Below are 13,323 nucleotides of genomic sequence, written 5' to 3' on the forward strand. Positions count from 1 at the left end.
AGCTGGCTCCCTCAGATGACCGGATGGCAGCTAGTTTCTTTCATCCAATAATGAGAGTGGGTCTATTTTCCTTACTCGGTACGGGTAATGATCAGCTGGGCTGCGGGCGTTTGGAAACGGTGCGTCGCATCCAGTACCGAGGTGCTCAAACCGTCATCTTTGCTGATCACGCCGGGGTGAAAAGAGACCCGGTCGTCATCGTTGCGCTCGCTGTTGAACCCTTCCCCACCAGCGGCAGGGCCCGGAATAGTCCCGGCGGCTTCATCATTGGCCTCGGTGCCTGAATCCCATGCCGGCATGGCAATACGTATGGTATCGCCAACGGCCAAGCCGGCTACGTCCATGGCGGTTTCAGCGACAAAGGCATCATTGGTATTGACCAGCATGCTGGCAACAGACAGGTAAGGGGATGCTGTCGTATCCATTGTCACGGTTACAACGTCATTGCTGGCGGGTAGGATCACCCCGCTCCCTGCTGCTTGCACCGAAATACCTTCAGCTTGTTCGTTCAGTAGGGCGCTGTTATCACCGCTTTCGGCGAGCATTTCGAGTGCTTCTGAGGCGGGTTGGCCGATAGTAAATAGTTGGTAGTCGCTACTGTGACCAATCACTGCCAAAGGTGACAATGGCTGGTTGGCAGAAGTGTTGTTAACTTCAACATTGAAAGTGGCGAGCGTTTCTCCCGGGGGCGCTGGGTCGTCGTCATCCGAATCAATTGGGCAGCCAGCCAACAGTGTGACACTGGCAGCGAGTAAGAGTACGCGATAGTTCTTCATGCTGCCTCCTTACTTCACGGTAACCGTAACAACAGCAACAGGGTTGAGCCAGCGGTAAGCGGTGCTGCTGATATCACTGATGCCGCCGGCAGGGTCGGAATCGCCGAGGTTACCTGGATGGATATGGACACTGTCATTGGTTACTGCGGTTTCGACTCCCGTACCACCGGAGCCAAAGTTGATGAAAGGTGGGTTGGGCATGCTTGCTGCTAGCTCATCATTGGCTTCAGTACCGGCATCGTAACCGTTTAGGCGGACGGTATAAGTACCGGGTGTGGACGGGATTGGCCAGCTATCTAAACCAACAAAGCCGTCATTGGTGGGTAGGAGCATTGCGGTAATAGTCAGGCTATCGGCATCGCTGGTATCCATGCTGGCAGTGGCTGAATCCCCGGGGTTGAGGATCCCGCCTGCGGGGTCGGAGACAACAACGGCTCCAGCATTACTGGCAAGGGATGATAGTGGGCCTATGTCCCCACCTTCGGCCATCTGCTCAATTTCAGAACCAGCCGCTTCGCCGTTGCGAAATAGGAAAATATCGCTGCTATGGGCTGCAACCAATAAAGGCGTAAAGTAAATATTTTTGGTTGCATTGGTGATCGTGACATCTATTTCTGCCGCTTGGGTGTCGCCTGTGCTAATGAAAGCTGCCGCGAGAGAGAGGGCAGTGAGTGTCTTGTTCATTGTTCTTTCCCTGTGTTGGTAAGTTACCTTCACTATGGCGAACAAATCTTGCAGGACTCTCCAAAAATCCTCACAAATTTCTCACAAAGGGGGAAACCCAGACCCTGGGAAGAGCGGATCCTAGTTCCTAAGAAAAGCGAAAGAATAAGAGCTTGAGTTTGTATAGTTACCAGTAAATGCTTTTGCAGGACCCAGGACCCAGGACCCAGGACCCAGGACCCAGGACCCAGGACCCAGGACCCAGGACCCAGGACCCAGGACCCAGGACCCAGGACCCAGGACCCAGGACCCAGGACCCAGGACCCAGGATCTAGGTTCTTGTATCTAGGAACTCTTCTCTTGAGGATTAATCTGTGTTTGATTAGATTACGTAGAAAAGATTTATTGGAGATTGCCATGAACCGGGTACACCCCAAATCGCTGTATGGCAGCAAATGGACCAAAGTGGAAGTTGAAGGGCGAGAGAAGCACTTCATGATCATTGACGTCGAGTATGATGACAATCAAAAGGTCGTCAGCTGTCTCATTCAAGCGGTGATCAATCATCGAATGTTTGAACTGGACTGGCGTGAATTAAAAGACAGTAGCCGATGGCTGATGGGCTGGAAGTAAGGGGTGGAAATAATCGCGGTGAGTAATTTTCATCGACAGCATTAACAACCCGAATTGTCGCTAGGCGTTATCGGTTATATAACCCGCATCCTTTCCTAAAATTGTGAAACAGTGATGCAGAAGTTAATTGATGCGCTTGCGACCCAGGGTTACTTCGTCTGGGATGATTTCCTTTCCCCTGAACAAGTGAACGATCTGAAGTCTTGTTTGCCAGAGAAATGGACCAAGGCCCGAATTGGTCGCAATGATGAAGTTGCTCGTGAATCATCCATCCGTAGCGATAAGATCCATTGGCTAGCAGCCGATCAAGGCGTTGCGGCTCAGGATTTTCTGGAAAGGATGGAAGTGATTCGCCGTGAAGTGAACCAACAATTCTTCCTCGGCTTGTTTGAATATGAAGCCCATTTTGCCAAATACGAAAAAGGGGATTTTTATCAGAAGCATCTCGACTGTTTCCAAGGCAATGAAAATCGCCGCTTGACCACTGTTTTTTACATGAATGACAGTTGGTCCGAAGAAGATGGTGGTGAGCTGGTGGTATACGATCTGGATGATCGAGAGTTGTTGAAGCTCGCACCTAAATCAGGTCGCCTATTTGTCTTTCTATCTGAGCAATTTCCCCATGAAGTGTTACCGAGCCATGTTGAACGCTACAGCATTGCAGGCTGGTTCCGTATTAATGGTGTGAAAAATAACACCTTGGATATTGCACAATAAGAGTATGACTCATTCAAATTGCTATTAGCCATACTCTGTGAATGCGGAGTATGGCTTCATTTCAGATAAGATTTAGTCCAAATGCCGCTTTGATCTTGTCGAGAGTCAGTGCGGACTCTTCTCTCGCGTTCTCGGTACCTTTTTTCAGCACCTCAATGAGATAGCCTTTATCAGCAATAAGCTCTTGGCGACGGGCGCGTATTGGCGCAATCAGCGTTTGCAGGCAGTCGGTAAGAATTTGCTTCGTTTTGCCATCGCCCAATCCGCCGCGCTGATAGTGATCTTTTAACTCAGCGATATATTGTGAGTCGGGGTGGAATGCATCTAAGTAGGTAAAGACAACGTTTCCTTCAACTTGCCCCGGTTGGTCTATGGCAAGGTGGCTCGGGTCGGTATACATGGCTTTTACCGCTTTGCTGATGGTGCTATCGGATGCATCAAGGGTGATCACATTGCCCATGGATTTAGACATCTTGCTTTTGCCATCTGCGCTGGGTAACCGGCTGACCGTGCTCAGCAAGGGCTGGCACTCAACCAGAATATTGTCCTTTGCCAGTGTGTTTATTTTTCTGACAATTTCATTGGTTTGCTCCAGCATCGGCAGCTGATCGTCGCCGACAGGCACTAATTGCGCCTGGAACGCAGTGATATCGGCTGCTTGGCTGATCGGGTAGGTCAGGAATCCGGCAGGGATCGCACGGCCAAAGTTTTTACCCTGGATCTCATTTTTTACGGTCGGGTTCCGCTCGAGCCGGGCAATAGATACCAGATTGGCGTAATACATCGTCAACTCGGCGAGGGCTGGAATTCCAGATTGTAAACAGATGGTGGTTTTGGCGGGGTCAATCCCTACGGCTAGGTAGTCAGCCACCACATTAAGGATATTGTCGGCGACTTTGCTGGGGGTATTACCATTGTCTGTTAACCCTTGCATATCCGCGACAAGAATAGTTTGTTGGTTGTGATGCTGTAACTCAACACGTTGCTGCAAGGAGCCGACATAGTGGCCGAGGTGCAGCTGTCCTGTTGCGCGATCGCCGGTAAGGATCTTTTGGCCTGTTAGCGGCATATTTGGGGGCGTTGCGTTGTTAGAGGTATCTTGCATTGTTGTCTCCGGTAAATGGCTAGTAGATAAATCAACGCCGGAGACAAGAGGTATGTAGTTCGTAGCCTGCCTTCCGGCGGCTTTGAACAAATATGACTATTCAGCACCGCTCTTAAAGAAGAGAGTGCCACCAAGAAAAGTTGATTGAAGGCTTGGTAATAATCATAAGCATGCTTGCAACTTATCATTATATTTTCGGCAGGGTCAACCCCGATGCGAATACAGCACAGCTGGACAAGTGTTTTGCCGTACTGTATTTGCTTGTGGTGAGTGGTGATAAAGATACCGAAAGCGCTACTTTTCTTGGTTCGATTGCTCGATGAGCCTAGTGCGCTCATTGGTTCCTCGGTTGCGGATTTCGTGCATCACAAAAATTAATGCATCTCGGGTCCACGGCTGGCCTGATTGCTCATCATAGTCATGGGGCAGTTCGATGCCTTCTGGGGCGTAGGCTTCAATGCCGGCATCTTTGGTTGTGTTGATGGTACGTAGGCTGTGTTCATAGAAGCCGACAACAACGGCTTTGCCGAGCTTATCAGTTCCTCCTGCCAGCTTAACGATCTCTTCGGCAACACCGATGGTACTCAGATAAATGATCGTGCCATCACCACCGACCTTGGGGTATATCGCGGTGAGATCTTTGGCATCAATTCGATCGCCAATTTCCTGTGCGATTTCCCACTGGGCATAGACTGGTTTACCTATTTTTCCGTATATTTCCACGACGGTATCAGCAAGTGCTTTGTTCATTGGACCGGGTGATTGGTTGCCATTTTCGGCAATTCGGTTACCGAAAGCATAGGCAATGATGCTATCAGCTTGATCGAGTGGAAGGGGTTCACCCTGCCAGGTTAGCAAGTTGTTCATGATGAACTCAGCAGTGTGAGCGGCAACTTTTTCATCTTTCAATTGCTCGGTTAATTTCGCTTCCATCGCTGCTTGTAAATCAGCATCAGAGATCTGGGCTGCGATAGTTGAGGGGGAGATTAAAGCAATGGCTGAAATAATGAGTACAGCCGATTTGGCGTTCAGATTCATATTAATTCCTTCCATTCTGTAGGGGGGATATTAACTCCACGTTTAAGGCTAGCATTTAATTGGAATTCGGCGACTGGCCGAAGCGGTATTTCAGGTGAGGGGTAGATAGTATCTAGTAGTAAATTTGTGCGACAGATCTGAGAATTGATATTCGGCTACAAGCATTTATTTTCTTTCGTGTTTTTTAACTATACTCAAAATTATGGTCATTAAGTATCTGAAATTAATAGCCTATATGAAGGTGTAATACTGATGCTTTGAACCGAGGGTCGTTTTGAAAGGAGATTAAAATGCGGTTAGCAATGGCGGTGGGAATAGCGTTGGCATCCTCAATGGCTGTGGCAGAAGGTGTTAGTGATGATATTGAACAAGCCCAAATAGAAAAGCAGTCCACATTCCTTTCAAATACTTCTGTGATAGCCGATCAAGCGAGCTATACCGCCACCTATTCAAATTCTCCTTATACCAATACGACTTGGGAGCAGATACCGCGTGAAGCGTCGCGGTATGATTCGCCCTATAACGTTGCGCTGTTTTCGGGGGAAAACGGTGAGGATAAAGCCCGATTGTGGTCACAAACCAAATCTATTTTCTGGTATGGCGTCGGGGTGGCAGGCTTCATTGCTTTGTTGCCGGAAGATATCTCCAACTGGGATACCAGCGATGACCGCCTGTTGGAAAAATGGTGGAATAACGTAAAGGATGGCCCGGTATGGGATAGGGATGTGTGGTACATCAACTATATCGGCCACCCCTATTTCGGCGGTGTCTACTACCAAATTGCGCGTAAATCGGGCTACCGCCAGTGGGATGCTTTCGTTTACTCCTTCATGATGTCGACCTTCTACTGGGAGTATGGCGTCGAGGCCTTTGCCGAGATACCTGCCGTTCAGGATCTTGTGGTTACCCCTGTGTTGGGGTGGGTGTATGGTGAATGGGCTTTCCACAAAGAGCGTGAGATTATTCAGGGCGGTGGTAAGGTCTGGGATTCAGAGTGGATGGGTAATACCGCCCTGTTCCTGCTCGATCCAGTTGATAGTCTAGGCCGTGGGGTAAACCATATGATGGGGCGGGATATCGTGAAAGCCGGTACTGGCTATATCGGCTATCAAGATGTGGCTCTGCCTAATGGGCAAACGGATACCCAGTTCAATTTCAATATGAACTTCCAGTTTGGTGAAGGGGAAACCAGCCCGGCTATGCGACGCAGTTATACTCGGGTTAAAATGATGACAACTACGGATCCAGTCGATTACGGTATTGTCGGGATCTCTGTTGGTGGGCGTTATCTGGACTTGGATGATGAGTGGGGAATTGAGAACAATTGGGCTCCGGTGATCACTCTGGGTCTTTACTATACACCCTCACTGTCTTCCCGCTTGCAATATACCCGTGTTGATACCGATAGTAAGCTAACGGGTGAAAGTATTACCTACGAAAACTACAGCTTTGACTTCCAGTATTATTTCCTTTCCGAACATGATGTTCGCCCTTATATTAATGCTGGCATTGGTGAAACACTGCTGGAAAAAGATCGCGATACCACGACTTTTCAGGTCAATGGTGGGTTGGGATTACATTATCAGCTAGATAGCAACTGGGCGCTTCAGGCCGATTGGGTGCACTTTTACAGCGGAAAATTATCGACTAATGATGATTTGTTCTCAGGGCAATTGGTATATCGCTTCGGACGTGGTGAACGTTGGTGATAAATATATTATTAGTGCGTATCTTTAATACGTAAAAATACGCACTTTTTCCTTATACTTTATGCCGACTTGATTTAGATCTCAAAGTGGCATAATTCTGCTTATAAATTATTTCCACGCGATATTTATCACGGTTTTTATATTCCTATTCCAGATACTAATTTCGAATAACAATTATTAATTGAAATTAGATAATGGTGCGATCATGAAAAAAGGAATTATAAGCTTACTATCCCTTTCGGTATTAATTGGCCTCAGTGGCTGTAACAGTGACTCCGAAACAATTGATTATGGCAAGAAGGCTACCGGCTATCTTGTCAGCATTGCCGATGAAATTGAGGGTATCGGTGCGCGAGAGGCCAGTACCCCTGAAGAAGAGGCGATGGGAAACTGGCTTTATGATCAATTGACTGGCTTTGGATATGACGTTGAGGTGCAGCCTTTCACCTATCAAAAAGGCGAGCAGCTACTTTCTTCGAAAAACTACATTATTGAGAAAAAAGGGGCGAGTGAGAAAACTATCGTGTTGGCTGCACATTATGATTCTACTGGCTCAGATCATGGTTCATTAGGGGCGACCGATAACGGTGCAGGGGTGGCTGCTGCGGTCGCGATTGCCGAAAACTTGATGCTCGAGTCGCTGCCTTACACAGTACGTATCCTGTTTCCGGGAGCGGAAGAAAACGGCTTGAACGGTTCGCTGCATTACGTGCGTCAGGCATTGGATAATAACCAATTAGACAATGTCATCGCCATGATTAACTATGACACCGTCGGTGGGGGTGATTATGTATATGTCCATGCGGCTCACTCTGATTATGGTGAGTACCAATCCACCTGTGAGAAGTTGGGCCTTAGTGAGTCTGATTATAACGCTGACACCCATATTAGAGATGCCATGCTACAGGCATCGATAGATGTTAAAGGCGAGGACGGTAAATATACGGTTCACCCAGAATTCCCTGGCTACCCAGAAGGTGAAACGGGCTCATGGTCAGATCATGCGGGGTTTGCCTGTGCCGGTATACCAATCGCTTATGTTGAAGCCACCAACTTCAACATTAACGGTAAGTGGGGATACGACGGTTACTCGCAAACGACGAACCCAACAGCTTGGGACTGCTACGACGCGGAAAATAAAACCGCATGTGATCGCGACAGTGAAACCAAGTGGGGCAAGATTTGGCACACCGAATTTGATCGGTTGGACAAACTGGAAGAGCTATTCCCTGGCCGGGTGGATCAGCAATTGAGCGATAACGTGAACATTGTATTGCAGTTGCTAACATCAAATTCTTACATCAATGAAAAATAATAAATAAACGATAAAAATTGCTTGTTTTACCTATCTGCGATTTATGGTTATAAATCGCAGTGTTCTTTCAAGACATATACGATCCTAGGCACTTAGGTATATCCATTCAACTAACGCTAGGTAAATTGGGTATAACGTATCTTTTTAGCACTTTTGGCCATCATACCTTCTGATGGCCTTTTTTTATTGATCCGCAGTTCTTGCTTCGCAAATCGGCGCTTTGGGCTGGGCCTCACAGTTTGTCGAATAATACCCGGCAGAAATATCTGTAGTATCGTATATTCGCATATATTTTACCGACCGGCATACAGAGGATGAATGGCCAAGCAAACGGCGCTAAATGAAAACCCGCAAGATACCTCAGATGCTGATGCTATTGGCCCACTGAGCTTATTCTCCTCCTATGAATCGATCCATATCGAGTTGCGTAAACCGCATCATATGCCTTGCTATCATTGGCACGGGCAAATTGAAGTGAATATCCCCTTTGGTGACGATGTCGACTATGTCATCAATGATCACCCGTTTACGATCAGTGATGGCCATGTCGGTATATTTTGGGCAACGACGCCGCATCAGCTTATCGAACCGGGAAACTCGAGCAATATGGGGATTTTAAATATCCCCATTCATTATTTCTTGTCTTGGCCGCTGGATGAGGCTTTGCTCAATCAAATCACCCATGGTGCCGTTGTACAGTCTGCACTACCAAACTTGGTGACTGAACAGCAAATCGCGTTATGGATGGAAGAGAGCAAGAGCAGTGATATCGGCTTTCGTCAGTTAGCGGCTGATGAAATATCCCTGATGCTAAAAAGGGTGTGTTTGACGGGATGGGAAAAGCTAACCCATACCATGGAAAGCAAGGGAAGCATGAAGGGGCTATCGAAGCACTCCCAGTTCCATGTCCAAAAGATCCTAGAGTATATCGCTTGTAATCATGACTCATCGCTGACGGTGAAAAATATCGCTGAGCATGTAGGGTTGCACACCAACTACGCCATGAACTTGTTCCAGAGCGTGATGAAGATGACCATCAAGGAATATGTCACCTCCATGCGGATCAACCATGCTCGTGCCTTGCTGACCGATACCAATCGAACCATTCTCGATATCGCCCTGACCGTCGGCTTCAACTCCAATAGCCGTTTTTATGAAACCTTTCAGCGCTATATGAAAATGACGCCCACCGAGTTTCGTAAGCTAAGCCGCAAGAGTAATAACCTCGCACTGCATGGCAGCAGCTTGGTATAAACCCCAATTCGAGTTACTATTTCAGGCTAATTCTGATTCTGCCCGTATGAAACCAACGTCAATATGAATGCCACTCTAAAACCCCAGATCATTGATCTTATTCTTGCCAATTTACAGCAAGCCTACCAAAGTGCATTGCATGCCGCCGATCAGGCACACAGTGCTGCAACTGATGATCAGAGTGTGGCGGAAACCCAGTACGATACTCTGGCTATCGAAGCCGCTTATCTTGCCCATGGCCAGTCACAGCGAGTTGCTGAGTGTCTTGCTGATATTAATGCTTATGAGCAGCTTAAGGCAGCATTGCCGCAAGCAATCGAAGAGATAGTTTTAGGCTGTTTGGTCCATATCATTGACGAAGATGATAACGATAAATGGATATTCTTTGGGCCTACAGCGGGTGGTATTAAGGTATCGCTAGCAAAGCATGAGGTCGTTGTCGTTACACCGACTTCTCCGCTGGGAGAGGCATTGCTTGGTTTGACGGCCGAAGAAGATGCGGAAGTACATCTGGGCGGTAAGGTCGTATTCTACGAAGTCGAAGCTATCTACTGATAGTATGTACTGACTATCAATAATATGATTAAAAAAACGGGGAAGCTGAGCACGCTATATGCTCAGTTTCCCCGTTCTTCTTTATGCTTCAGGCTCTTCTTGGTTGGTATCGGCCATACTGAGCAGTGAACGGTTTGGATTGTCCATCATCTCATCGTATAGCGCGACCGTTTCCTGGAATTGCCCTTTCTCTTTGCTTGGTACCGATGAGGCCATTGGAATGTTGGCTGTCATTGGGTTGACCGCACGGTTTCTGATCAAGAATTCATAATGGATATGCGGTCCGGTTACACGGCCGGTGGCACCTGCAAGGGCAATTCGCTGGCCGCGAGAAACTTTTTGGCCTTTGCGGACAAGAACCTTGCTGTTATGCAGGTAGCGGGTACGGTAGTTGGTACCGTGCTGGATCACGACATATCTGCCGGCATAAGGGTGGTTGACGACTTGGGAAATCACACCGTCGCCAGTTGCGATCACTGGTGTGCCTGTTGGAGTGGCAAAATCGACACCATTGTGTGGCGAAATACGGCCCGTAACAGGGTGTCGTCGTTTAGGGTTGAAACTCGAACTGATCCGGTAAGTACGGTTACGTTCATAGGGGTAGCGCAGGAAGGCGCGCTGCAAGCTTTCGCCCTTTGAATCGTAGAAGTTACCATCACTGTGAAGGTACGCCGTGGTCGTCCTGCCTCGGCTGTGGATCCGGATAGCACGGATTTCGTGCTGGCCGGTTATTGTATCGTTGACCGACTGGCGTGAAACCACCACTTCAAAGTTATCCCCGGCACGGAGATCACGGGAGAAGTTAAGCTTCTCTTTTAGCAAGTTGGTAATTTCATAGATCTCTGTTGAATTCAGTCCTGCCTTTTGTGCAGACACAGAGAAGCTGCCGTGGATCTCACCGCTGGCGATGATATCGTCCCAATCACCAGGAATTGCTATTTCCTCAAGTTCAAAGCCATTATCTTCTACACGTTGGTAGGCGACTTTTTGAGCAATGCTAAATTCCAATTCCAAGCGGTTGAGACGTCCTGCGGCCGAATCAACCCAAAAACGCATGGTATTGCCTGGTTGCAGCGTATCAATCTTCAAATGGTTGAGATCGGCTTCTTGCAGTTCTTGAATGCTCCGTAAAGGAATATTTAGTCGGGAGAAAATTTGGCTAAGTGTGTCACCTTTTTGAATGGTATACGCATAGCGAGGTGGCTCATACACTGGCTGATCAGCCTTTTCGCTAGGAGACCATTGGGTTGTATTGATTGCAAGGTTGAGTGGAACCGTGCGTTGAGTCGTACTGGTTTGTGTTAGCAGTGCTGCTATCGTCAATAGCGAAAGGCCTGCTATCCCTAAAAATTTGGTCGACATCCACTTTCGAGAAAGCGTCGAGTTTTGCGTAGACATGGTAGAAAGAACTCGTCGTTTTTATAACTGATTTTTATTACGGATAAAGGTTCTTTATCTCGGGCTATGGAGTGTTGTTATCATGTTCCATAACCATGAATTTTTTTTGAATGTTTATAACTATGCATCCATTAAGGAGCGCTAGTCTGCCATAAAGAGACATCGGGTGTGTTAAAAAGGTTCCGCGATCTCAAAAAAATCAGTTTTCTTGCGTAAAAGATATTCGTTTTGTGAAGTACGTTTGATTTTTTGCGGCTTAGGATGGCTGGTGGATGTCAAAGCAGAAAAAAGCGACTCTTAACATTGCCCTGACAGAAGATATGTGTGCTGATTAGTATGATTGGTTGGTAATGCATCGAAATGCACTAGGTTAAAAGAATATGAGCAGGAAGAGTGGTTTACATCTGGTTAAAACTTGAGCTGAGTGAGGCGTTGGAAATATCGATGACAGCGCTCTGGTTAGAGCGCTGCTTTTTGTAGATCCGAAATATTAAATAAATCGAATTTTAACCGCCTGTAGGTTGCTGCTCGAGTCATCCATAATGAACTCGACCAAACTGCCTGATGCGGGTTGGCCTTGGCTGGCGATGTTTATGCCGCAGAAACGAATGTCGCCGCCTAGATCACAAGTGATAAGGCCAGTGCGGTTAGTTGGGTTGTAGCTGCGGATAATACCGGTATGTGAAATCATATTTTTTCCTTCGCGCCCAAACTCTGCATTCTGTCCCGACTAGCGTATTCATTGTTTGCTAGTGATTGGGAACTTGCTTTGAGTTTGTGGCTATCAAATTGAGTACAAATGCTGAAAACAGCGCTTGTCTTGCCGGAATGTCAGCATTGGCTGATCCGGTTTACTCATTGACCTTTACTATTGGACGTCAGGAGATCACCAAGCTCACTGACTCATCACTGCGGAACGCTCGCAACTTAGCGCAGCAGCGGAATGGTAATAGAGATAATCTTCTTGGGGTGCATCTAACTTTGGCGAGAAGTGAGGTGTATACTTCGAAAATCATTGTCGGTCTGAGTAGCAGACCCAGACAAACTAACGCTAAACGATGCCGTTGTAAATACATTTAATTGCAAGAAAGTGTGATTTATATCTTTTGGTGTGCGAGTTTACTTTTGCTGCAGTCTGCTTTTTATTACACATTGGTTTGGAACCTCACATCGAAATCGACGTAGTGGGTGCATTCAAGTCCCGTGATAAAGAAATCAAAAATGCGGTTGGCAATTTGGTAGTAGTTTGGCGTGATGATGGCATCGACAGCACCACAAAGTACATATTGTTTAGATACAGAGGTCAGGTTATGGGTAAAGAAGGTGATTTGCTCTGTTCTTTCGGCCTCTATCAATGCCTTGACGATGCCACGGTTTCCTGAACCAAGGTTGTAGATACCGACGAGATCATCGTATCGAGCAAGAAGCTTTTCAATGAAGAAATGATTGTGTTCAGGTTCGTCATTACCATAGATCGGAGGAATGATTTTAATTCCCGGAGCGTAGGCTCGAACACTGGTCTTGAATCCCTCGAATCGCAATTTGTGTCCCCAATATTTATCTATACCTCCGATAACCGCTACCCTTCCAGCTTGATCACTGTTGAATTTACTCATTAGGTAGCCGGCAGTTTCGCCGGCATTGAAATTGTTGAGTCCAATGTAACTACAGCTACGCAAATTGGGACTTGGTTCACTGAGCAAGCAAACGCAAGGGATGTGGTGTAGAGCAAACCGGGCTAATGCGGTGGTAATGCTCGGATGATCGAGTGGAGACATGACGACCCCCAAGCATTGCTCTACATTAATGCTATTCAGTACGTGTGCGAGTGAGTGCGGATCAAGTTTGTCGTAGTTACGCCAGCTTATTTGAATATTCCTTTCAGAAGCACAGTTATAAACAAATGCATGCAGATTCTCATCTATCGATGGGCCGGCACCTGAAGGTAAAATGAACACGAGGCTTTTACCTGATTGTTGTACCTTTTGTTCATGGCTGCTCTGCTTACGTAGCCTTTCGACGCCTTTATATACTTTGTCGCGCGTGGCTTGGCGGACATTACCACGACCATTCAATACCCGGTCGACAGTAGCGGCACTGACGCCGGCTACGGTCGCGATTTCTGAGATTTTAAATTCCTGCATACGTTTCTCCCTTTTT

13 protein-coding genes are annotated in these 13,323 nt (G+C 47.2%); 6 read left to right on the forward strand and 7 right to left on the reverse strand.

Features of this window, described 5'->3' with window-relative positions; all coding sequences use genetic code 11:
* Positions 1–71: 71 nt before the first annotated feature.
* Both L4D79_RS10405 and L4D79_RS10410 read right to left on the reverse strand, forming a co-directional pair.
* Entirely contained in the window at positions 72–776 is a 705-nt protein-coding gene (locus L4D79_RS10405; RefSeq protein ID WP_428650952.1) for a spondin domain-containing protein, read from the reverse strand.
* 9 nt (positions 777–785) lie between these two features.
* Positions 786–1,460 (reverse strand): spondin domain-containing protein, encoded by a 675-nt coding sequence (locus L4D79_RS10410; RefSeq protein WP_428650954.1) that lies wholly within the window; start codon positions 1,458–1,460, stop codon positions 786–788.
* A 396-nt stretch (positions 1,461–1,856) separates the two neighbouring features.
* On the opposite strand from L4D79_RS10410, the gene L4D79_RS10415 reads away from it, so the two are divergent.
* Positions 1,857–2,072 (forward strand): TIGR02450 family Trp-rich protein, encoded by a 216-nt coding sequence (locus L4D79_RS10415; protein ID WP_428650957.1) that lies wholly within the window; start codon positions 1,857–1,859, stop codon positions 2,070–2,072.
* 114 nt (positions 2,073–2,186) lie between these two features.
* Positions 2,187–2,789, forward strand: a complete 603-nt coding sequence (locus L4D79_RS10420; RefSeq protein ID WP_428650960.1) for a 2OG-Fe(II) oxygenase — start codon at positions 2,187–2,189, stop codon at positions 2,787–2,789.
* Between the two features lie 61 nt (positions 2,790–2,850).
* On the opposite strand, the gene trpS is transcribed toward L4D79_RS10420, so the two are convergent.
* Complete coding sequence (gene trpS / locus L4D79_RS10425) at positions 2,851–3,894, reverse strand: tryptophan--tRNA ligase (protein ID WP_428650963.1); 1,044 nt, start codon at positions 3,892–3,894, stop codon at positions 2,851–2,853.
* A 294-nt stretch (positions 3,895–4,188) separates the two neighbouring features.
* The gene (locus L4D79_RS10430) at positions 4,189–4,932 is read right to left on the reverse strand and encodes a hypothetical protein (RefSeq protein WP_428650965.1); all 744 of its coding nucleotides are present in this window, start codon (positions 4,930–4,932) and stop codon (positions 4,189–4,191) included.
* A 290-nt stretch (positions 4,933–5,222) separates the two neighbouring features.
* On the opposite strand from L4D79_RS10430, the gene L4D79_RS10435 reads away from it, so the two are divergent.
* The 4 genes from L4D79_RS10435 (at position 5,223) to L4D79_RS10450 (ending at position 9,765) form a co-directional block, all read left to right on the forward strand.
* Positions 5,223–6,641: a DUF3943 domain-containing protein gene (locus L4D79_RS10435; protein ID WP_428650967.1), complete on the forward strand. Its 1,419-nt coding sequence runs from the start codon at positions 5,223–5,225 to the stop codon at positions 6,639–6,641.
* Between the two features lie 205 nt (positions 6,642–6,846).
* Positions 6,847–7,956 carry a M28 family metallopeptidase gene (locus L4D79_RS10440; protein ID WP_428650969.1) on the forward strand — a complete coding sequence of 370 codons (1,110 nt, stop codon included), beginning with the start codon at positions 6,847–6,849 and terminating at the stop codon, positions 7,954–7,956.
* 318 nt (positions 7,957–8,274) lie between these two features.
* On the forward strand, positions 8,275–9,210 hold the full coding sequence (melR, locus tag L4D79_RS10445; RefSeq protein WP_428650972.1) for a transcriptional regulator MelR: 936 nt from the start codon (positions 8,275–8,277) through the stop codon (positions 9,208–9,210).
* 63 nt (positions 9,211–9,273) lie between these two features.
* Positions 9,274–9,765, forward strand: coding sequence for a transcription elongation factor (locus L4D79_RS10450; RefSeq protein ID WP_428650974.1), 492 nt, complete (start codon positions 9,274–9,276; stop codon positions 9,763–9,765).
* An 81-nt stretch (positions 9,766–9,846) separates the two neighbouring features.
* Here the strand turns inward: L4D79_RS10450 and L4D79_RS10455 are convergent, their stop codons facing one another.
* The 3 genes from L4D79_RS10455 to L4D79_RS10465 form a co-directional block, all read right to left on the reverse strand.
* The gene (locus L4D79_RS10455) at positions 9,847–11,163 is read right to left on the reverse strand and encodes a peptidoglycan DD-metalloendopeptidase family protein (protein ID WP_428650977.1); all 1,317 of its coding nucleotides are present in this window, start codon (positions 11,161–11,163) and stop codon (positions 9,847–9,849) included.
* 490 nt (positions 11,164–11,653) lie between these two features.
* Positions 11,654–11,854 carry a hypothetical protein gene (locus L4D79_RS10460; protein WP_428650980.1) on the reverse strand — a complete coding sequence of 67 codons (201 nt, stop codon included), beginning with the start codon at positions 11,852–11,854 and terminating at the stop codon, positions 11,654–11,656.
* A 454-nt stretch (positions 11,855–12,308) separates the two neighbouring features.
* Positions 12,309–13,307, reverse strand: coding sequence for a LacI family DNA-binding transcriptional regulator (locus L4D79_RS10465; protein WP_428650983.1), 999 nt, complete (start codon positions 13,305–13,307; stop codon positions 12,309–12,311).
* Positions 13,308–13,323 lie beyond the last annotated feature (16 nt).

This window comes from Photobacterium satsumensis, assembly GCF_050336935.1.
Classification (GTDB): Bacteria; Pseudomonadota; Gammaproteobacteria; order Enterobacterales; family Vibrionaceae; genus Photobacterium; species Photobacterium satsumensis.